General features: G+C 71.5%; 20 protein-coding genes. 9 read left to right on the forward strand and 11 right to left on the reverse strand.

Translation table 11 applies throughout. The annotated features are described in order from the left end of the window. Positions 1–96: 96 nt before the first annotated feature. Positions 97–471 carry a F0F1 ATP synthase subunit epsilon gene (locus ACFWYM_RS42550; protein WP_384850398.1) on the forward strand — a complete coding sequence of 125 codons (375 nt, stop codon included), beginning with the start codon at positions 97–99 and terminating at the stop codon, positions 469–471. A gap of 175 nt (positions 472–646) precedes the next feature. Further along, positions 647–1,096, forward strand: a complete 450-nt coding sequence (locus ACFWYM_RS42555; protein WP_384850401.1) for a DUF2550 domain-containing protein — start codon at positions 647–649, stop codon at positions 1,094–1,096. A gap of 109 nt (positions 1,097–1,205) precedes the next feature. On the opposite strand, the gene ACFWYM_RS42560 is transcribed toward ACFWYM_RS42555, so the two are convergent. The 3 genes from ACFWYM_RS42560 to ACFWYM_RS42570 form a co-directional block, all read right to left on the reverse strand. Continuing rightward, positions 1,206–3,077, reverse strand: coding sequence for a glycosyl hydrolase family 18 protein (locus tag ACFWYM_RS42560; RefSeq protein WP_384850404.1), 1,872 nt, complete (start codon positions 3,075–3,077; stop codon positions 1,206–1,208). A 182-nt stretch (positions 3,078–3,259) separates the two neighbouring features. After that, positions 3,260–3,907, reverse strand: a complete 648-nt coding sequence (locus ACFWYM_RS42565; RefSeq protein ID WP_384850407.1) for a response regulator — start codon at positions 3,905–3,907, stop codon at positions 3,260–3,262. Then, entirely contained in the window at positions 3,904–5,118 is a 1,215-nt protein-coding gene (locus ACFWYM_RS42570; RefSeq protein WP_384850410.1) for a sensor histidine kinase, read from the reverse strand. The genes ACFWYM_RS42565 and ACFWYM_RS42570 overlap by 4 nt, the downstream gene beginning before the upstream one ends. 153 nt (positions 5,119–5,271) lie before the next feature. Between ACFWYM_RS42570 and ACFWYM_RS42575 the strand changes: the two genes are divergently transcribed. Then, positions 5,272–5,841: a hypothetical protein gene (locus ACFWYM_RS42575; protein ID WP_384850413.1), complete on the forward strand. Its 570-nt coding sequence runs from the start codon at positions 5,272–5,274 to the stop codon at positions 5,839–5,841. 31 nt (positions 5,842–5,872) lie between these two features. Here the strand turns inward: ACFWYM_RS42575 and ACFWYM_RS42580 are convergent, their stop codons facing one another. The 3 genes from ACFWYM_RS42580 to ACFWYM_RS42590 are packed head-to-tail and all read right to left on the reverse strand — an operon-like array spanning position 5,873 to position 8,002. After that, on the reverse strand, positions 5,873–6,445 hold the full coding sequence (locus ACFWYM_RS42580; RefSeq protein WP_384850416.1) for a cob(I)yrinic acid a,c-diamide adenosyltransferase: 573 nt from the start codon (positions 6,443–6,445) through the stop codon (positions 5,873–5,875). A 13-nt stretch (positions 6,446–6,458) separates the two neighbouring features. Further along, a complete protein-coding gene (locus tag ACFWYM_RS42585; protein WP_384850451.1) occupies positions 6,459–7,214 on the reverse strand; it encodes an ABC transporter permease in 756 nt (251 codons plus the stop codon). 5 nt (positions 7,215–7,219) lie between these two features. Beyond that, complete coding sequence (locus ACFWYM_RS42590) at positions 7,220–8,002, reverse strand: ABC transporter ATP-binding protein (protein ID WP_384850418.1); 783 nt, start codon at positions 8,000–8,002, stop codon at positions 7,220–7,222. Positions 8,003–8,100: 98 nt separating this feature from the next. Between ACFWYM_RS42590 and ACFWYM_RS42595 the strand changes: the two genes are divergently transcribed. From ACFWYM_RS42595 to ACFWYM_RS42610, 4 genes are all read left to right on the forward strand, one after another. Beyond that, positions 8,101–8,781, forward strand: coding sequence for a TetR/AcrR family transcriptional regulator (locus ACFWYM_RS42595; protein ID WP_384850421.1), 681 nt, complete (start codon positions 8,101–8,103; stop codon positions 8,779–8,781). A 155-nt stretch (positions 8,782–8,936) separates the two neighbouring features. After that, positions 8,937–9,785 carry a 3-hydroxyacyl-CoA dehydrogenase family protein gene (locus ACFWYM_RS42600; protein ID WP_384850424.1) on the forward strand — a complete coding sequence of 283 codons (849 nt, stop codon included), beginning with the start codon at positions 8,937–8,939 and terminating at the stop codon, positions 9,783–9,785. Between the two features lie 147 nt (positions 9,786–9,932). After that, a complete protein-coding gene (locus tag ACFWYM_RS42605) occupies positions 9,933–10,256 on the forward strand; it encodes an STAS domain-containing protein (protein WP_030792181.1) in 324 nt (107 codons plus the stop codon). Positions 10,257–10,469: 213 nt separating this feature from the next. Further along, complete coding sequence (locus ACFWYM_RS42610; protein ID WP_384850427.1) at positions 10,470–13,058, forward strand: ATP-binding protein; 2,589 nt, start codon at positions 10,470–10,472, stop codon at positions 13,056–13,058. Positions 13,059–13,167: 109 nt separating this feature from the next. On the opposite strand, the gene nucS is transcribed toward ACFWYM_RS42610, so the two are convergent. Further along, complete coding sequence (gene nucS / locus ACFWYM_RS42615) at positions 13,168–13,839, reverse strand: endonuclease NucS (protein WP_384850430.1); 672 nt, start codon at positions 13,837–13,839, stop codon at positions 13,168–13,170. Between the two features lie 220 nt (positions 13,840–14,059). On the opposite strand from nucS, the gene ACFWYM_RS42620 reads away from it, so the two are divergent. After that, positions 14,060–14,452, forward strand: coding sequence for an SCO5389 family protein (locus tag ACFWYM_RS42620; protein ID WP_384850433.1), 393 nt, complete (start codon positions 14,060–14,062; stop codon positions 14,450–14,452). A gap of 299 nt (positions 14,453–14,751) precedes the next feature. On the opposite strand, the gene ACFWYM_RS42625 is transcribed toward ACFWYM_RS42620, so the two are convergent. Next, entirely contained in the window at positions 14,752–15,822 is a 1,071-nt protein-coding gene (locus tag ACFWYM_RS42625) for an LLM class flavin-dependent oxidoreductase (RefSeq protein WP_384850436.1), read from the reverse strand. Positions 15,823–16,032: 210 nt separating this feature from the next. Here ACFWYM_RS42625 and ACFWYM_RS42630 point away from each other — a divergent pair, with 210 nt between their 5' ends. Beyond that, positions 16,033–16,371, forward strand: a complete 339-nt coding sequence (locus ACFWYM_RS42630) for an ATP/GTP-binding protein (RefSeq protein WP_384850439.1) — start codon at positions 16,033–16,035, stop codon at positions 16,369–16,371. Positions 16,372–16,384: 13 nt separating this feature from the next. Here the strand turns inward: ACFWYM_RS42630 and ACFWYM_RS42635 are convergent, their stop codons facing one another. From ACFWYM_RS42635 to ACFWYM_RS42645, 3 genes are all read right to left on the reverse strand, one after another. Further along, entirely contained in the window at positions 16,385–17,224 is an 840-nt protein-coding gene (locus ACFWYM_RS42635) for an ABC transporter permease (protein WP_384850454.1), read from the reverse strand. Between the two features lie 164 nt (positions 17,225–17,388). Continuing rightward, entirely contained in the window at positions 17,389–18,555 is a 1,167-nt protein-coding gene (locus ACFWYM_RS42640; RefSeq protein WP_384850442.1) for an ATP-binding cassette domain-containing protein, read from the reverse strand. Positions 18,556–18,696: 141 nt separating this feature from the next. After that, the gene (locus ACFWYM_RS42645; protein ID WP_384850445.1) at positions 18,697–19,587 is read right to left on the reverse strand and encodes a hypothetical protein; all 891 of its coding nucleotides are present in this window, start codon (positions 19,585–19,587) and stop codon (positions 18,697–18,699) included. Positions 19,588–19,868: the final 281 nt, after the last annotated feature.

Raw genomic sequence — 19,868 nt, forward strand, 5'->3', positions numbered from 1 at the left:
CTGACGGGGGACCGCGTCCCGCCCCTCTTCATACGCCCACTAGAATTTGACCCAACACCCGGCTGAACCGCCGGGTGGTGACCCGAGGAGCCACCCTTGGCTGCTGAGCTGCATGTCGAGCTGGTCGCCGCGGACCGCAGTGTCTGGTCCGGCGAGGCCACCCTGGTCGTCGCGCGCACCACGTCCGGCGACATCGGCGTCATGCCCGGTCACCAGCCGCTGCTCGGTGTGCTGGAGTCGGGCCCGGTGACCATTCGTACGAGCGACGGCGGCACTGTCGTCGCCGCTGTCCACGGCGGATTCGTCTCCTTCGCGGACAACAAGCTGTCGCTGCTGGCCGAGATCGCCGAGCTGTCGGACGAGATCGACGTCCAGCGTGCGGAGCGGGCGCTCGAGCGCGCGAAGTCGGACGCGGACGCGTCCGCCGAGCGCCGCGCGGACGTCCGACTGCGGGCGGTGGCGACGCGCTGACCCACGGCGCGTCGGCTTGATGTGACTCAGCCGCGGCTGGTTCCGGAGCTTCTCCGGAACCGGTCGCGGCTGAGGCGATGCAGGTGCAATTCGGGCACAGCTCGGGTGCAAAGTGTTGGTCCGTTGTCGGTCACGCCCCGTTGACCGACGTGAGAGGCGAGGAGGACGGCGGGAGATGATCCTCGTATCGCTTGTGTGCGGACTTGCGCTGGTCGCGCTGGTGCTGGTCGGACTGTTTGTCTTCGGTCTGCGGCGGCGGCTCATCCAGCGGTCCGGCGGCACCTTCGACTGCAGCCTGCGATGGGACGCCCCCGAGAAGGGGGACACCTCCGGCAAAGGCTGGGGGTATGGGGTGGCCCGGTACAACGGTGACCGGGTCGAGTGGTTCCGTGTCTTCTCCTACGCTCCGAGGCCCAAGCGGGTCTTGGAGCGTTCTGCGATCGAGGTGGTGGACCGGCGGGCGCCGGACGGCGAGGAGGAGCTGGCGCTGCTGTCCGACGCCGTCGTGCTGGGGTGCTCGCACCGGGGGGTCCGGCTCGAGCTGGCCATGAGCGAGGACGCGCTGACGGGGTTCCTGGCGTGGCTGGAGGCGGCGCCTCCCGGCCAGCGGGTGAACGTGGCGTAGCCCGCCTCCGCGGGAAAGCTCGCGGAAGAGCTCGTGGGCATGGAAGAAGCCGGGCGAACGAGGGGCGTTCCCGTTCACCCGGCTTCGGTCAAGTGGGGCCGGCCGGCCGCTACTTCAGGCCGTCGTTGATCGCGCTCACCAGTTCACCACCCGCCGTGTCGCCGCTGAACTCCCAGAAGAAGGCGCCGCCGAGGCCCTGGCCCTTGGCCCAGGCCATCTTCGAGCGGATCGTCGCGGGAGTGTCGTACGACCACCAGTTGGAGCCGCAGTGGGCGTACGCCGTGCCGGCCACCGTGCCGTTGGACGGGCAGGAGTTCTTCAGGACCTTGTAGTCCTCGATGCCCTGCTCGTAGGTGCCGGAGGCGGGGCCGGTCGCCGTGCCGCCGGGCTCCTTCTGGGTGACGCCCGTCCAGCCTCTGCCGTAGAAGCCGATGCCGAGCAGGAGCTTCTTCGCCGGGACTCCCTTGGCCTTCAGCTTGGCGATCGCCGCGGCGGAGTTGAAGCCGTCCTTGGGGATGCCCGAGTAGGAGGTGAGGGGGGAGTGCGGGGCCGTCGGGCCCTTCGCGTCCCAGGCGCCGAAGAAGTCGTACGTCATCACGTTGTACCAGTCGGCGGAGGCCGCCGCGCCCGCGTAGTCCGTGGCGTCGATCTTGCCGCCGGAGGAGGCGTCGGCGGTGATGGCCGCCGTCACGAGGTTCTTCGAGCCGAACTTGGTGCGCAGGGCCGACATCAGGGTCTTGAAGGCCGCCGGGCCGCTCGTGTCGCAGGACAGGCCGCAGGCGTTGGGGTACTCCCAGTCGATGTCGATGCCGTCGAACACGTCCGCCCAGCGCGGGTCCTCGACCAGGTTGTAGCAGGACTCGGCGAACGCGGCCGGGTTCTTCGCGGCCTCCGTGAAGCCGCCCGACCAGGTCCAGCCGCCGAAGGACCAGATGACCTTCAGGTTCGGGTACTTGGCCTTCAGCTTGCGGAGCTGGTTGAAGTTGCCGCGCAGCGGCTGGTCCCAGGTGTCGGCCTTGCCGTCCACGGACTGGTCGGCGGTGTACGCCTTGTCGTAGTCGGCGTAGGCGTCGCCGATGGCGCACTTGCCGCCGGTGACGTTGCCGAAGGCGTAGTTGATGTGCGTGATCTTGCCCGCGGAGGCCGAGGTGTCGATGTTCTTCACGTGGTAGTTGCGGCCGTAGACGCCCCACTCGGTGAAGTAGCCCAGCTTGACCGTGTCACCGGGGCCGGGGCCCGGGTCGGTGCCACCGCCCGTCGTGTGCACCTTCACGGCGTCCGAGGCGGGGCCGGTCTGGCCTGCGGTGTCGCGGGCCTGGACGGTGTAGGAGTAGTCCGTGCCCGCGGTCAGGCCGGTGTCCTTGTACGAAGTGCCGGTCACCGTCGTGACCTTGGCGCCGTCGCGCAGCACGTCGTAGTTCTTGATGCCCTTGTCGTCGGTGGCCGCCTTCCAGTCCAGCTGCACCGAGGTGTCGGTGATGCCGGAGGCGGTGGGGGTGCCGGGGGCGCTCGGCGGGTTGTCGCCGGGGACCTGGCCGCCGTCGCAACTGCCGCCGTTGACCGTGCAGTTGGCGGGGGCGCCGGAGCCGGTGCCGTTGAAGCCGAAGGAGACCGAGGCGCCGGGGGCGAGCGTCCCGTTCCAGCCGACGTTCTTCGCGGTCCAGTGGTCGCCGGAGTTGGTGACGGTGGCGTCCCAGGCGGAGGTGACCTTGGTGCCGGAGGGGAAGTCCCACTCGACGGCCCAGGCGCTGATCGAGGTGGTGCCGGTGTTCTTGACGGTCCACTTGCCTTCGAAGCCGCTGCCCCAGTCCTGCGTCTTCGTGTACGCGGCGGTGACCTGGGCGGCGGCGTCGGGTGCCGCCTTCGCCGGGCCGCCCAGGGCGACCAGGGTGGCGAGGGGGAGGAGCAGGGTGGTGAGCCCCGCGACGGTTCGGTGTCGGTGCACGGCTCCGCGTCTGGAGCGAATGTGGATGAAGCGCATTCTGCGCCTCCTCGGGAGAGGTACGGACGTGATGGGGGGTGGAACGGTGGAACCCAACCCTGCGCCGCCCGTGAGCACGCTCCGTCAGGAGCCGCTCACCGCAGTGAGCGTGAGATTAGAAAGGTCTGGACCAGGCGTCAAGAGGTCTGGACCAGGGAAATCGTGGCGGTCCGGCCCGGCCGTCACACCCCCAACTCCTGTGCCAGGACCGCCGCTTGGACCCGGCTGCGCAGCTCCAGCTTGGCGAGGAGTCGGCTGACATGGGTCTTCACCGTGGCCTCCGCCATGGCCAGGCGTCCCGCGATCTCCGCGTTGGACAGCCCCTCGCCGAGACAGGACAGGACCTCGCGCTCGCGCCGGGTGAGGGCGTCGAGGACCGAGCGGTCGGGTGCGTTCTCGCTCCGTACGGGCTTCGGGGAGGCGAACTCGGCGATCAGGCGGCGGGTGACGGCCGGTGCGATCAGGCCCTCGCCGCCCGCCACCGTGCGCACCGCCTCCAGCAGGGCCCGCGCCTCGGTGTTCTTGAGGAGGAAGCCGGCGGCGCCCGCGCGCAGCGCCCCGAAGACGTACTCGTCGAGGTCGAAGGTGGTCAGGACGAGCACGTCCGCGAGCTGTTCGGCGACGATCTGGCGGGTCGCGGAGACCCCGTCGAGGCGCGGCATCTGGACGTCCATGAGGACGACGTCGGGCCGCAGTTCGCGGGCGAGGGCCACCGCCTCCTCGCCGTCCGCGGTCTCTCCCGCCACCTCGATGTCGGGCGCGCTGCGCAGGATCAGGACCAGGCCCGCGCGTACGGCGGACTGGTCCTCGGCGACCAGCACACGGATCAAAACTCTGCTCCTTCGTCTGCGGGGACGACGGGCAGCTGTGCCCGTACGTCCCAGATCTTGCCGCCCGGGACGTCCGGGGCGGGCTCGGGCCCGGCCTCGAAGCTGCCGCCGAGCAGCGCCGTGCGCTCCCGCATGCCGACCAGTCCCGCCCCCGAGCCGGGTGCGCGGGGCCCTTCGGACCGCTCGCCGTAGGGGCTGGTGACGCGGATGCACAGGGCGTCCGCGCGCTGGGTGACGGACACGGAGACGGTGCCGGGGGACGCGTGCTTGAGGGCGTTGGTGAGGGACTCCTGGACGATGCGGTAGGCGGCGAGCTCGACCGGGGCCGGGAGCTTCTGGCCGTCCTCGGGGCGGGCGTCGTCGAGGCGCACGTCGAGGCCGTTGGTGCGGGCGCCCGCGACGAGGGCGGGGAGGCCGTCGAGGGTGGGGGCGGCGGCCGGCTCGCCGTTGTCGTCGGCGGTGTCGCGGAGGATGCCGATGAGGCGGCGCATCTCGGCGAGGCCGTCGACGCTGTTCTCGCGGATGACGGTGAGGGCCTCCCTCGTGGTCCTGGGGTCGTCGAGGGAGAGCGCGGCCGTGGAGTGGATGGCGATGGCGGAGAGGTGGTTGGCGACCATGTCGTGCAGCTCGCGGGCCATCCGGGCGCGCTCGGCGGCGACGGCCTGGGTGCGGTCCATCTCGGCCAGCAGCGCGGTCTGTTCGGCGCGCAGCCGGGCGGCGTCCGCGGCCTCGCGGTGGTTGCGCACGAGGACGCCGGTGGCGGCGGGCGTGAAGGCGACGAGGCCCGTGGCGACGCCGATGAGCAGCGCGTCCGCCGTGTGCCACCAGGCCAGGAAGCCGAGGGTCATGCCGATGGTGATGAGGGCCGTGGTGACGGGGATGCGGCGGGCGGCGGCCGGGGTGCCGTAGACCACGGCCGCGTACATGATGTCCGTGAACATCAGGACGGTGATCAGGTTCCCGGCCGTGAACTGGTCCGCGATCAGCAGCAGGGTGGCGGCGATCAGGGCGGGCTGCGGGGCCGTCCTGCGCAGCAGCTCCAGGCCCGCCATCAGGACGAGCGGCACAAGCAGCCAGGCCCCGCCGACCGGCCGCGACTGCTGCGTGGTCAGGCCGAGCCCCCACAGCGCGAGCCCGCCGAGCAGCCCGACGGCGGCGATGCGCACGTCGTCGCGATGCGGGCGGGGCAGGGGCAGGGGCAGGGCGGCCATGACCTCCATCCAACACGGTGGACGCGGCCCCGACCTCCGCATGCGGGGCGAACCCCGAGTACATCGAAGGATGCAGCCGCACTTCGTCACTGCCGACGACGATCAGGGCCCGGACCGGCGGGAGCCTGGAGAGGTGACCGAGAGGAGCGAGCCGTGATCGTCACACTCATCATCGTCTGCGAGGTCGGCTTCTGGGTGCTGCTGGCCGCCGGCCTGGCCCTGCGCTACTGGGCGAAGAAGCCCCGCGCGAGCGTGGCCGTGCTGCTGTGCGAGCCACTCCTTGAGGTCGTGCTCTTCGTCGTCACCGCGATCGACCTGAAGAACGGCGCCGAGCCGGACTGGAAGCACGGCCTGGCCGCCGTCTACATCGGCTACTCGATCGCGCTCGGCCACTACACGGTCAAGTGGGTGGACGTCCGCGTCGCCCACCGCTTCGCGGGCGGCCCGCCGCCGGTCAAGCTCTACGGCGCCGCCCACGCGGTCAACGAGTGGAAGATCGCCGCCCGCTGGGTGCTCGCCGCGCTGATCGCGATGGGGCTGCTCCAGGGCGCCATCTGGTACGTCGGTCCGGACGGGGCGACCGACTCCCTGCAGCAGTGGCAGCAGCGCATGCTGTTCCTGATCGCCATCAACGTGATCATCGCGCTGAGCTACACGGTCTTCCCGAAGAAGGCGCCCGCCACGGGCGGGAGCGAGCGCCCGAAGTTCCTCAGCAAGCTCTGAGGCCCCGAGCCCTGAGGGCGCCGGACGGGGGCTACCGCTCGCCGCCCGGCACCCACAGCACGTCCCCGACCTCCTTGTTGGCCGTCCTGGCCAGGATGAACAGGAGGTCGGAGAGGCGGTTGAGGTAGGTGGCGGTGAGCGGGTTCATCGTCTCGCCGTGGACTTCGAGCGCCGCCCAGGTGGAGCGCTCCGCCCGCCGCACCACCGTGCACGCCTGGTGCAGCAGGGCGGCGCCGGGGGTGCCGCCGGGCAGGATGAAGCTGCGCAGCTTCTCCAGCTCCTCGTTGAACCGGTCGCAGTCCGCCTCCAGCTTGTCGACGTAGAACTGCTCGACGCGCAGCGGCGGGTACTCGGGTTCCGCCACGACGGGGGTCGACAGGTCGGCGCCGACGTCGAAGAGGTCGTTCTGGACCCGTACGAGGACGGTGACGACCTCCTCGGGAAGGCCGCCGAGCGCGACGGCGGTGCCGATGACGGCGTTGGCCTCGTTGGCGTCGGCGTAGGCGGAGATCCGCAGATCCGTCTTGGCGGTGCGGCTCATGTCCCCGAGGGCGGTCGTGCCCTGGTCGCCGGTCCGGGTGTAGATGCGCGTCAGATTGACCATGCGGCCAGCGTAGTTAGGCTCCGGCCTTCCGGTAGACGCGTGTGCCCACCGTCACGGACAGCGCGGCGAACGCGAGGGTCATCAGGACGCCGTAGAGCATCGCCGTGCTCGCGTAGTCGCCGACGTAGGCGGCCCGCACCGCGTCCACCAGGTAGCGGAACGGCGTGAAGTGCGACAGGACGTCCAGCCAGGCGGGGCCGAGCGCGATCGGCAGCATGAGGCCGGAGAGCAGCATCGAGGGCATGGTCAGCGCGTTGATGACCGGACCGAACTCGTGCGCCTTGTCGACCTTCAGGGCCAGCGCGTACGAGAGCGCGGCGAGCGCCGCCGACAGGAAGGCCACGAAGGCGAACCCGATGAGGATGCCGCCGACCGGCGCCCGCAGCCCCATCGCCACGGCCACGCCGACGAGCAGCACCGACTGGAACACGAACAGCGCCGCGTCCCGCAGCACCCGCCCGAGCAGCAGCGCGAGCCGGCTGACCGGAGTCACCCGCAGCCGCTCGACCACCCCGAACTGCTTCTCGATGATGATCGCGAAGCCGCTGAACGAGGCTCCGAACAGGGCGAGTTGCAGCAGCAGCCCCGGCACCAGGACCTGCCAGGAGTCGCCCCGCGCGCCGAGCGGCAGGTCGGTCAGGAGCGGCCCGAAGAAGAGCAGATAGAGCAGCGGCATCAGGACGCCGAAGAGGATCTGGAACTTGGAGCGCAGCGTCTGGCGGGCATAGCGCCCGAAGACGAGCGCGACGTCGGCGAGGAAGGTCTTCATCACGGTCACACCGCCACCGGGGTCTGGTCCACCGGCGCCGCACCACGGCCGGTGATCGCGAGGAACGTGTCCTGGAGCGGGGCGTCGACCGAGCCGCCGTACCGCAGCTTGAGCGCACTCGGCGTGCCCTCGGCGGCGACAACTCCCTTGTCCACCACGACGATCCGGTCCGCGAGCGCGTCGGCCTCGTCCAGGTAGTGCGTGGTGAGGACGACCGTGGTGCCGTGCGCGTCGCGCAGGCCGCGCACCAGCTGCCACAGGTCGGCGCGGCTGCCCGGGTCGAGCCCCGTGGTCGGCTCGTCGAGGAAGAGGATCTCCGGGCGGTGGGTGAGCCCCATGGCGAGGTCGAGGCGGCGCCGCTGGCCCCCGGAGAGCGCCGCGCACGTGCGGTCGAGCAGCTCGGTGAGGTCCAGGTCGCGCGCCAACTCCTCGGCCCGCACGGCCGCTTGGTCCTTGGGCAGGCGGTAGAGGCGGCCCTGGGTGACCAGCTCCTCGCGTACGGAGACGCTGAGGTCGACGCCGCCGGACTGGGCGACGTACCCGATCCTGCGGCGCACGCCCTGGGGGTCGCGGATCAGGTCGTGGCCCGCGACCGTGGCGGCGCCGCCGGTGGGCGGCAGGAGTGTGGTGAGCATCCGCAGGGTGGTGGTCTTGCCCGCGCCGTTCGGGCCGAGGAAGCCGAGGATCTCGCCCGGCTGTACGCGCAGGTCGATGCCGCGCACGGCGTCGACGGTGCCTTGCCTGGTCCGGAACGTGTGGGCGAGTCCGGCGGTGCTGATGATTGCCATGGCTCAAGAAAAACAGAGCGTCTTAAATTTTGCAATGCCACCAACTTTTGGGATGCCTCCAAGTTTTCAGTGAACCCGGCGACGCCTACGATGAGGGCATGGCAGAGGCACGCGGCGCCAAGGCCGCCGAGGAGCCGCGGGCCGAGGGCCTGCGGGAGCGGAAGAAGCGCCGGACCAGGCAGCACATCTCCGACGTGGCGACGGGGCTGTTCCTGGAGCGCGGCTTCGACGCCGTGACGATCGCGGAGATCGCCGCCGCCGCGGACGTCTCCGTCAACACCGTCTACAACTACTTCCCGGCCAAGGAGGACCTCTTCCTCGACCGGATGGACGGCGTCCAGGGCCGCCTCTCGCGCACGGTGCGCGGCCGCGAGCCGGGGGAGTCGGCGGCCGCCGCCGTGGTGCGCGAGCTGCGCCACGACATCCAGGCCGTGTCGCCCCGGGTCGGACTGGTCGACGGCTACGACCGCTTCATGCACGTGATCAACGGAGCGCCCACCCTCAAGGCCCGCCTCTTCCTCCTCCAGCAGCAGGTGCTCGACTCCATCGTGGCGACGCTGCGCGAGGAGACCGAGGCGGACGAGGGCGACCCCCTGCCCCTGCTCATCGGCGGCCAGCTCGCCTGGGTCGAGAGCGCCCTCGTGCGCTACATCGGCGCGGAGATGATGAAGGGGCGCAAGGCCACCAAGGTGTCCCGCGACGCCCTCGCCCTGCTCGACGAGATGGAGGACCTGCTGAGCGAGAAGGTCCTCAACTACGCGGTGCGCGCGGCCCGATGAGTTCCCCCGGGACCCGCGCGGGCTCATCTCGAGTGTGATGTCCGTCAGATGAGACGTGACGCGCATCTCGAAGCGCCCCACACGGCGGTGACGGCCGCTAAGGTCCGGCAAAGAGCAATGTAAACCGTCGGTAAGTCGGTCAGGGGAGTCGCACAGTGGCACGGAAGCTCGCCGTCATCGGAGCCGGACTCATGGGGTCCGGCATCGCCCAGGTATCCGCCCAGGCGGGCTGGGACGTCGTCCTACGTGACGTCACCGATGAGGCCCTGACCCGTGGCACCGACGGGATCAAGGCGTCGTACGAGAAGTTCGTCGGCAAGGGCAAGCTGGCGGCCGAGGACGCCGAGGCGGCGCTCGCGCGCATCACCACGACCACGGACCTGGACGCGGCGGCCGACGCGGACGTCGTCGTCGAGGCGGTCTTCGAGAAGCTTGAGGTCAAGCACGAGATCTTCCGCACCCTCGACAAGCTGGTGCGCGAGGACGCCGTGCTCGCCTCCAACACCTCCGCCATCCCGATCACCAAGATCGCGGCCGTGACGGAGCGTCCGGAGCGGGTCGTCGGCGCGCACTTCTTCTCGCCGGTCCCGATGATGCAGCTGTGCGAGCTGGTCCGCGGCTACAAGACGAGTGACGAAACCCTCGCCACCACAAGGGAGTTCGCGGAGTCGGTCGGCAAGACCTGCATCGTCGTCAACCGCGACGTCGCCGGGTTCGTGACGACCCGTCTGATCTCGGCGCTCGTCGTCGAGGCCGCCAAGCTGTACGAGTCGGGCGTCGCCACCGCCGAGGACATCGACATCGCCTGCAAGCTCGGCTTCGGGCACGCCATGGGCCCGCTCGCCACCGCCGACCTGACCGGCGTCGACATCCTGCTGCACGCCACCGAGAACATCTACACGGAGTCGCAGGACGAGAAGTTCGCGCCGCCGGAGCTGATGCGCCGGATGGTTGACGCCGGTGACATCGGGCGCAAGAGCGGGCAGGGGTTCTACAAGCACTGACACCGGACGTCACGCCCCGCGGGTCACCTCACGGAGTGAATTCGGTATCGGTTCGCTTACAGACGGCAACTTCTGGCCCCTTGAGCCAGTCAGTTGCAGTGACATACCCAGATCACATGGATACCTCTCGTATCTCGGGGAGCACATATGCACATCAGGGGCGACCAGGCCCAGCTGGTCGTCGGGGGACGCCTCGACGTACGCAGCGCGGCGGACGCCCGTACGGTCCTGCACTCGGCCGTCGACGACGGAGCCGGCGACCTGGTGCTCGACCTGTCCGAACTCGACTCGTGGGACGCCACGGGACTCGGCGTCATCATGGGCGCGCACCGGCGTGCCGGGCGGTGCGGGCGGCGGCTCGTACTGCGCCATGTGCCGCCCCAGATGCAGCGCCTCCTGGTGGCCACCCGACTGCACCGCATCCTCGCGATCGAGGGCGGCATCGGGGTCGAATCGCTCCCCAGAGCCTGAGCACCCACAATCCTCACGAGACTGTGACGTCTCGGGCAGGGCGGTACCCCGCCCTCCCGTAGATACTGAGCAAAGGTCTAGGGTTCGGTCGCCCACCGATATGAGACGAACCCACACGGGGGCACCGGACCAGAAGCGACAGCGCAGTGTGCACAAGGCCGGAGGGGGCCGGGCACACCACGCATCTGGGGGGCTTTGACCATGGACAACGGCATGACTGACGACGGCTCGGCGCGCCGCGGGAGGCGCGATACGCCGTTGACACCCGACTTCGGCCAGCCCGCGCCGGCGCTCGCCCGCACCGTGCAGCTCGTCACGGGCGACTTCCTGCTCACCGTGAACCCCGTCGACGGCAGCGAGATAGAGCCCTGCCCTCCGGGGGAGCGGCCCGAGCGGCCCATGAAGTACGGCGCCGCCGAGCGCGCCGAGCTGCGCCGGGCCGCGGCGCCGCCGCTGCCGCCCGGGCCCGCGCTGCCCCGCATGCCGCTGCTGCAGCGGCAGGAGGAGCGCGAGCGGCTCGTCCGGCTGCTCGCCCGCGGCCGCTCCGTGCGGCTCACCGGACCCGCGGGATCCGGGCGCACCTCGCTGCTCAACGCCGTCGCCGAGGACTGCGCGGACCTCGCGCCCGACGGCATCATCCGCCTCAACGGCCACCACCGCAGCGCGGCCGACCTGCTGTACGACCTCTTCACCTCCGTCTACAACGCGCCGCTGCACCGCCCCGACCGCACCCTGCTGCTCGAACTCGTCCACGACATCGGCGCCGTCGTCGTCCTGGACGACCTGGAGTTCGGCGGGGCCGCCCTGGAGGAGCTGCTCGACGCGACGCCCGAGTGCGCCTTCCTGGTCGCCGCGACGCCCGACGTCGCGGCGCCGTCGCCGGACTCCCACCTCGAAGAGGTCTTCCTCGGCGGGCTCGACCGCAGCGGCGGCCTGGAGCTCCTGGAGCGCGTCGTGGGGCGGGTCCTCACCGACGAGGAGGCGAACTGGGCGGGCGACCTGTGGTTCGAGTCCGAGGGGCTGCCGCTGCGCTTCGTGCAGGCCGGGGCGCTGCTCGCCCAGCGCGACCAGCTGCGCGCCGACCCCAACGCCTTTGACGCGTACGGCGATGACGAGGGGCCCGGCGCCGCTCCGGTCGACGCGCCCTTCGATGCGCGTGTCGACGCGCCTTTCGACGCGCCCTTCGACTCGGACGGCGGCCACGGTTCTCACGATGTGCCGCTGCCCTCGCTCGCCGACGGTGCCGCGCCCGCGGCCCTGCTCGCCTCGCGGCTGAGCCCCTCGGCCCGCGCCACGCTGCGGTTCGCGATGGGGCTCGGCGGCCGGCTGCCGCACCCCGCGCACCTGCCCGCGCTCGTCGGCGACACGCACGCGGACGCCGCCCTGTCCGAGCTGGTCTCCACCGCCCTGGTCACGCCGGTCGGCGCGCACTACCGGCTCGCGGCGGGCGTGCAGGTGCAGTTGGCGGCCGCCGGGTACGCGGACGACGCGGCGGAGCGTGCGCAGACCGCGGCCCAGCACTACGCGTGGTGGGCCGGGCATCCCTCGGTCGGCCCGGAGCGGGTGGCCGGGGAGTCGGACGCGGTGCTTGCCGCGCTGGGGGCTCTGGTCGCGGGTGGTGCCGGAGGTTCTGGTGGTGCCGGTGCCGGTGCCGGTGCCGGTGGCGCAAGCGGCTCGGGCGGCTCAGGCGGCTCGGGCAGTGAGCCCAGCGCGGCCGTCCTGCTGGCCCGTACGGTCGCGCCCGCCTTTGCCGGAGGGCTGAACTGGGGCGCCTGGGAGCGGGCGCTCAGGGCCGGGCAGGAGGCGGCACGGAGCGCGGGCGAGGTCGCCGAAGAGGCGTACTTCCACCATGAGTTGGGCATCCTCGCGCTCTGCGGCGGCCAGCTGGACCGGGCCCGCGCCGAGCTGGAGGCGTCCATCGGGCTGCGCGGCGCCCTCGCCGACAAGCGGGGCATGTTCGCGGGCCGCAGGGCCCTCGCCCTGGTCTCCGACCGCTCGGGCGGCGCGCTGCCGGCCGAGGGCGCGGCGAACGCCTCGACGGGCGGCTCGACGTCGGGGGAGGAGGTGCCCGACGCCCGCTACGAGGAGTCGGCGTCGCCCCCCGGTGGCGTACCGGCGGCGTTCGCGCTGCCCGAGCCCCCCGAGGAGCCGGACACCCTGGTGACCCGGCAGGCGTCCCCGGCCGCGGGCTCCGGCGCCGCACCGACCCGCCGCAGCATCGTGCGCGGCACCCGCCGCAACCTGGTGGCCGCGGGTGCGGGCGCCCTTCTCGCCGCGGTCCTCGGCACCGTGGTGACCCTCGGCGCGACGTCGGACAACGACTCGCCGCCCGAGAAGGTCAAGACGGAGCAGTCCGCGAGCGAGGACAAGGACGGCGGCAAGCTCCCCGCCGACGAGCCCACGGACGACGGCACGAGCGGCCCAGGTGTGCCCGCCCCGGGCACCTCGGGTGAGACTCGGCCCGGCACGAGCGGCGAACCCTCGGAGACACCGTCCGGCACCCCGTCGGACGACCCGACGACGTCGAAGCCCCCGACGTCCTCGAAGCCGCCCACGAGCAAGCCGCCGACGTCCAAGCCGCCGACTTCGAAGCCCCCGACGTCCAAGCCGCCCACGAGCAAGCCCCCGACGTCGCAGCCGCCCACGTCGAAGCCCCCGACGTCGAACCCGCCGACCAGCCAGGCCCCGTCCTCGCCGGACACCTCCACCTCGGCGAGCGGCCCGGCCAGCAGCGCGCCCGCCTCGTCGAGCGCGTCCGCGAGTTCGAGCGCACCGAGCACGTCGGCCTCGTCGGTGATCTGAACCGCGTACGAGAAGAAGGCATACGAGAAGAGGGCGTACGGGAAGAACGCGTACGAGAAGAAGGGGCCGGGTCCTGGTGGACCCGGCCCCTTCCTCGTGCTCAACTGCCTCAGAACAGGCGCAACTTGTCGTCCTCGATGCCGCGCAGCGCGTCGTAGTCCAGGACGGCGCAGTCGATGCCGCGGTCCGTGGCCAGGACGCGGGCCTGCGGCTTGATCTCCTGGGCGGCGAAGACACCCTTGACCGGCGCGAGGTGCGGGTCGCGGTTCAGCAGCTCCAGATAGCGGGTGAGTTGCTCGACCCCGTCGATCTCGCCGCGCCGCTTGATCTCCACCGCGACCGTGCCGCCGTCGGCGTCGCGGCACAGGATGTCGACCGGGCCGATCGCGGTCATGTACTCGCGGCGGATCAGTGAATACCCCTCACCGAGCGTCTCGATCCGGTCGGCGAGGAGCTCCTGAAGGTGTGCTTCCACGCCGTCCTTGATGAGACCGGGATCGACGCCCAGCTCATGCGAGGAGTCGTGCAGGATCTCCTCCATCGTGATGATGAGCTTCTCGCCCGCCTTGTTCACGACGGTCCACACACCGTCGTCGTCCCCCGATCCCTCCTTCAATGTGCAGGGCGGGGACATCCAGTTGAGAGGTTTGTAAGCCCTGTCGTCCGCGTGAATCGAGACACTGCCGTCCGCCTTCACGAGGATCAGACGGGGGGCCGACGGGAGATGGGCTGTGAGCCTGCCCGCGTAGTCCACGGAGCAGCGGGCGATGACGAGACGCATGGTGGGCAACGCTACTCGACACCGGGTGGTGCACGCGATTTCTCCCTTGATCGGCCCCTTCGATCCTGGCCGGTTATGTTCCCAATCTCCTGGTGCGGCCACGTCGGGTTGCCTACCGTATAAGCAGGAGGTCGTCATGCGTGCACGCTGCGTATGTGTGCAATCAGCCTTCTTCCCTGTCCGTCAACCCCCGCTCCCCGGGGGTGCGAGAGGAGAACCCATGTCGCTCGACGTCTCACCGGCACTGTTGGAACAGGCCGAGCGAGGCGAGGTCGACGAAGCAGCTTTCGTCGACTGCGTCCGGACCTCCCTGCCTTACGCATGGGAGATGATCAGCTCCCTGGTGGCCCAGCTGAAGGTCGACGGCGGCGAGTTCGCCGACAACCAGACACCGCCGCCGAACGAGCAGGCGCGCGGCCAGCTGCTGCGCGCGCTCGCGAGTGACGCGATTCGCGGCGCTCTTCAGCGGCACTTCGGTGTGCGGCTCGCCTTCCAGAACTGCCACCGTGTGGCGGTGTTCCCCCTGGATGCGTCCGTGGACGACAGGCTGGCCCGCTTCACGTCGATCAGGGGCCAGCTGCTGAATCAGTCGCCCGAACTGCGGGACTGCTGACGTCTGTTGCTGCCGCTCCGTACGCGGGAGGTGTACTAGTACCGGAGCGGCAGCTCCCCGCCGAGAGGCCCTGACCAGGCACCCCGGCTCTCCGTACCGCTTGCTTCTCCTCTAGGGCCTGTCCGGCGGATCTTGCCGCGGGCGTGGGGTCTGGCACGCCCATCTGCGGCGTTGTCGTCGGTTGCCAACGCTCCGCGTTGTCGCCCTCCTCCGCCTTGCAGCTGCACGCACCAGACCCCACTCATCAGGTGACGAAGAGGCAAGCTCGGAATCATGCGGCCTGATCCGCCGGACAGGCCCTAGCGCAGCTGTGGCAGCACGTCGGCGCCCAGCCTGCGGACGTTCTCCTCCGTCGCCGCGAGGTCGCCCGAGCCCTCGACGAGCAGCGCGAAGCGCGTGATGCCCGTCCGCTCCGAGGTCGCCGCGATCCGGTCGGCACACACCTGGGGGGTCCCCACCGGGTGCAGCCCGCAGAGCAGTTCGGTGTACGCGTGCGGGTCGCGCATCGCACGGGCGCGGCCGTCGACGGTGACATGCGCGTCGAGGCCCTGCTTCAGCCAGCCCGGCATCGCCTTCTGCAGCGACTCCACCGCGTCCAGGCGGCGGTCGGCGATCTGGGCGACGCCGGCGGACACATGGGGTGCGGCCCGGATCTCGTCCGGCGTGCGCCCCGCGGCCCGTGCGTGCCGCTGCCACAGGGCGACCATCTCCGCCTTCTCGTCGTCGCCCACGTGCATGCCGAGCAGCATGGGCAGGCCCCGCTCGGCGGCGCGCCGCACGCTCGCGGGCGAGGTGCAGGCGAGGACCACCTCGGGGCCCTCGGCGTCCGGGCCCGCGCCGTCCGGGCCGGTCGTGAACGCCCCCGCCTCGGTGAGGGCCTCCTGCGGGCGGGGCACGACGGCGACCTCGCGGAAGGAGAAGCGGTCCCCGGTGCCCGCGACGCGGGGCTCGCGCAGCCAGCGCAGCAGCAGGTCGAGGGATTCCGGGTACCCCTGCTCGTACGCCTCCAGGCCGGTGCCGAAGACCTCCAGGTCGACCCAGGGGCCGCCGCGCCCCACGCCGAGCGTGAAGCGCCCGCCGGAGGTGAGGTGCAGCAGCGCGGCCTGCTCGCCGAGTGCGACGGGGTGGGAGGTGGGCAGGACCGTGACGGCCGTGCCGACGCGGATCCGGCGGGTGCGGCCGAGCAGCAGTGCCGCCAGCGTCACGGCGGAGGGGCAGGTGCCGTACGGCACGAAGTGGTGCTCGGCGAGCCAGACGGAGTCGAGCCCCGACTCCTCGGCGACCTCTGCCGAGCGCACCGCGCGGTGCAGTGCTTCCCCCGCTCCCTGGCCCGGGAACTGAGCGGCCAGTACAAATGTTCCTAAGCGCATCGCACTCCTGCCTCCTTGGCGCCGACGCGGGCGCTCCCCCCAAAGGCAACAACGCATGACACGTGCCAAGGGCACGGCTTACCAAGCGGATTGGCGGATTTTCTGCGCAATGGGGGGCGTTCTGTGGTGGTTCGTGAACCACGTCTACCCGTGTCCGCGGCGCGTAGGCTGGTCACCCTCTGATCCCCGGCCATGGCAGTGAGGTGTCCCGTGTCCCCGCGCAGAAACCGCCCGAAGGGCGGCGCAGAGTCCCGGCAGAGCGGGGGCGGCGGATCCGAGCAGGGGGGCCGGTACGGCGGCTTCCAGTCAGCCGAGAGCTGGCAGGGCGAGCAGTGGAGCGTGCGCCATGTGGCGGGCGCCAGCGCCGCCGGGAAGCGCTACCGCTGCCCCGGCTGCGACCAGGAGATCCCCTCGGGGCTCGCGCACGTGGTGGCCTGGCCCGAGCACTCGGGCGTCGACGAGCGCCGGCACTGGCACAAGGCGTGCTGGAACGCGAAGGACCGCCGCACCACGAAGGTGCAGCGGTCCCGTAACGCGCCGAGGTACTAGCCCCGAAGCCGCCTCACACGTCGCGCTTCTCCAGGAGGGCGAAGGCGCCGACCACGGCGGCGACCGTGAGCACGACGAGCACCATCAGCTGGGAGGTGCCGGTCGAGCCGGCGTCGTCCGCGCCGAAGATCTTGGCGAGGGAGTTGATGGCGTTGTAGTCCATCATCTTCTCGGCCAGCGAGCGGGTGGACTCCCAGATCATCAGGAACGCGGGCAGGATCGCGGGCACGAGGACCACGCCGAGCATGGCCGTGATGGCGCCCGCCGAGTGCCGCAGCATGGAGCCGACCGCGAGGGCGAGCACACCCAGCAGCGAGACGTAGAGGCCGCCCTTGAAGACCGTGCCCATCCACGGCTCGTCGCCCGCCTCCGGGCCGCTGTTCACGCCCGAGGCCACCAGGCCGACGAACAGGATGGAGCCCGCGGAGACGATGAAGGCGACCAGGAAGAAGATCAGGATCTTCGCCGCGAGGACGCGGTGGCGCTGCGGGGACGCCGTGAACGTCGTACGGATCATGCCCGTGCCGTACTCGGACGAGGTCACCAGGACGCCGAGCGTGATCAGGCAGATCTGGCCGAGCATCAGGCCGAAGAAGGCCGGGATCGTGAACGGCACCTCCGCGTAGTCGCGCGGGTTCGTGTTCGCCACCGCGAGCAGGCCGATGCCGATGACCAGGAGCAGGAAGATGCCGAGCGTCCACACCGTGGAGCGGACCGACTTGATCTTCGTCCACTCGGAGCTCAGGGCGTTGCCGAGGTGGGTCTTCTTGACCGGGATCGGCGAGGTGTAGGCGTTGTTCATCGCCTGCTGCCAGGCCGAGGGCGGCGCGGGGGCGGCGGGCGGCGGGGCCATCGGGGCGCCGCCCAGCGGGACGGCCGGGGCGCCGTGCGGGGCGGGCGCGCCCTGCGGCGCCATCGCGTACGCCTGCTGCGGGTGCTGCACCTGCTGCGGTTGCTGGGGCTGCGGGGCCTGCTGGGGCTGCGCCTGCGGCTGCTGCTGCGGAGTCGGAGGCGTGGTCATCGCTGGTCCTCGTTGTTGGGCTTGGTCAGGGAGGCGGGGGCGGCCGGGGCCGCCGGAGCGGCGGGCTGGGCCGGGGGAGTCTGCGGCATCGCGAAGGGCTGACCGCCCTGCTGGGGCGGCGGCGGGGCGTACCAGCCGGGCTGGCCCTGGCCGGGCACCGGCATCTGGCCCGGCGGCATCCCGCCGGGCATGCCGCCGGGCAGCGCGCCCTGCGGCACCGGCTCCTGGAGGCCCGTGCGCTGGTCGATGGTCGAGCGGTAGTCGACGGCGCCCTGCGTCATCCGCATGTACGCCTCCTCCAGCGACGCCTGGTGCGGGGAGAGCTCCCACAGGCGTACGTCCGCGCCGTGCGCGAGGTCGCTGATGCGGGGCAGCGGCAGGCCGGTGATCCGCAGCGCGCCGTCCTGCTCGGGCAGCACCTGGCCGCCCGCCTCGGTCAGCGCCGCCGTCAGCTTCTCGCGCGCCTGCGGCTCGCTGTCCGGGGTGCGCACCCGGGCGAAGTCGGCGGAGTTGTGCGAGATGAAGTCCTTGACGCTCATGTCGGCGAGCAGCTGGCCGCGGCCGATCACGATCAGGTGCTCGGCGGTGAGCGCCATCTCACTCATCAGGTGGGAGGAGACGAAGACCGTGCGCCCCTCCGCCGCGAGGGACTTCATCAGGTTGCGGACCCAGAGGATGCCCTCGGGGTCGAGGCCGTTGACCGGCTCGTCGAAGAGCAGCACCTGAGGGTCGCCGAGGAGGGCGGCCGCGATGCCGAGCCGCTGGCCCATGCCGAGCGAGAAGCCCTTGGAGCGCTTCTTCGCCACCTCCTGGAGGCCCACCACGCCGAGCACCTCGTCCACCCGGCGGGCCGGGATGCCGGAGAGCTGCGCGAGGCACAGGAGGTGGTTGCGGGCGTGCCGGCCGCCGTGCACCGCCTTCGCGTCGAGCAGGGCGCCGACCTGCCGCGGCGCGTTCGGCAGCTTGCGGTACGGGTAGCCGCCGATCGTCACCTGGCCCTGGGTGGGCGCGTCGAGCCCGAGGATCATGCGCATCGTCGTGGACTTGCCCGAGCCGTTGGGGCCCAGGAAGCCGGTGACGGTACCGGGCCGCACCTGGAAGGAAAGGTTGTACACGGCTGTCTTGGCGCCGTAGCGCTTCGTCAGGCCGACTGCCTCGATCATTCTCCGCACCCATCGAATGGTTCAGGACGTCGGGGCACACGCCCCCGTAAGGGTTAGGAGGATATCGGGGCGCTGACGGTTCCAGCCAAGAGGAAGTAAAAGACGGTGCAGCGTGCACCTTGGTGACCTTGGCGCGACTGGTCAGACGGACGGGGAGAGGGAGCCTCCGAGGGGCGGCAGGTCGTCGTAGAGGCGCAGCTCCGCCGAGTCGTCCACGTACGGCAGGAAGTCCGTCTGCGGCAGCACCCAGCCCTCCTCGCCGAACAGGCGGGTGCCCTGGGCGCGCAGGGCCGGGTCGCCGCCCGCGCGATGCACCCAGGTCGCGGGGTCCGGGCCGAGCAGCGCGCTCAGCTTGGCGGAGTCCTTCAGGAGCGCGGCGAGGAGGTCCGCCTGGTCGCCGCCGCCCGGCCGGGGCCGGCCCGTCGCGGGGTCGGCCAGGACGCCGTGCGCGCTGAAGTAGATGTACGCGCCGCCGAGCCGCTCCCCGGACGGCATCGTCATGGCGAACTCGCCGCCCGGCAGTATCGCCCGCCGGTAGTCGGGGAACTCGGTGTCGTCGACCGCCTTCAGCTGCGTCGAGTCCAGCCAGGTCACCACGAAGGACGCCTCGGCGGCGCGGTCCACGTACGGGGTGCCCGCGACGTAGCCGGCGGGGCTGATGTGGCCCGAGCAGCCCACCGCGATGCCCCGCACGGTGACCGGGACCATCGGCACGGCGGCCGGGATGCCGAGCCGGGTCAGCTTGTGCGCGACCTGTCCGGGCGAGGCGTTCGAGCCGACGGCGATGACCGGGTGGCGGCGGCCCGTGACGACCTGGCCGAGGTCCGTGAGCGCCTCGTCGAGCCGCTGGTCGCCGCGCTGCTCCTCGACGTACCACTCGCCGAGCCGGAGGCGGCGCACGCCGAGCCGCAGCAGCTCCTCGCCGGTGAGCAGGGAGGGGCCCGGGGTCGGCCGCCCGGGGTAGGTCAGCGGCTCCTGGGCCGGCACGTCGTCCAGGCCCAGTGCCGCGAGGCTTCGGTCCTTCGTCGTCACGGTGACGCCCTTCGGGGTGGTCGCGCGATGGAGGTGCACAGCCTTCCACGCGTGGTCTACCCGTGCTGTGCCCGGGAATCGCGCCGCGTCGGGTGATTGGCCGAAGCGGCTACCGGGCAAGATGCCATCCCATTCTAGGGAGGGGGCGCCAACTCGGCGCAACGGGAGGGGAGTTGAGGGGCGTGGGGGCTTGGTGGGGCGGGGGTGGGCCCCGGGGGCACCCCCGTTAACGGACGTGTGGTCGCTGGTGGGTAGCCGGCCGCTCCGGCCAAGCGCGGGAT

This window comes from Streptomyces sp. NPDC059009 (assembly GCF_042740175.1).
Taxonomy (GTDB): domain Bacteria; phylum Actinomycetota; class Actinomycetes; order Streptomycetales; family Streptomycetaceae; genus Streptomyces.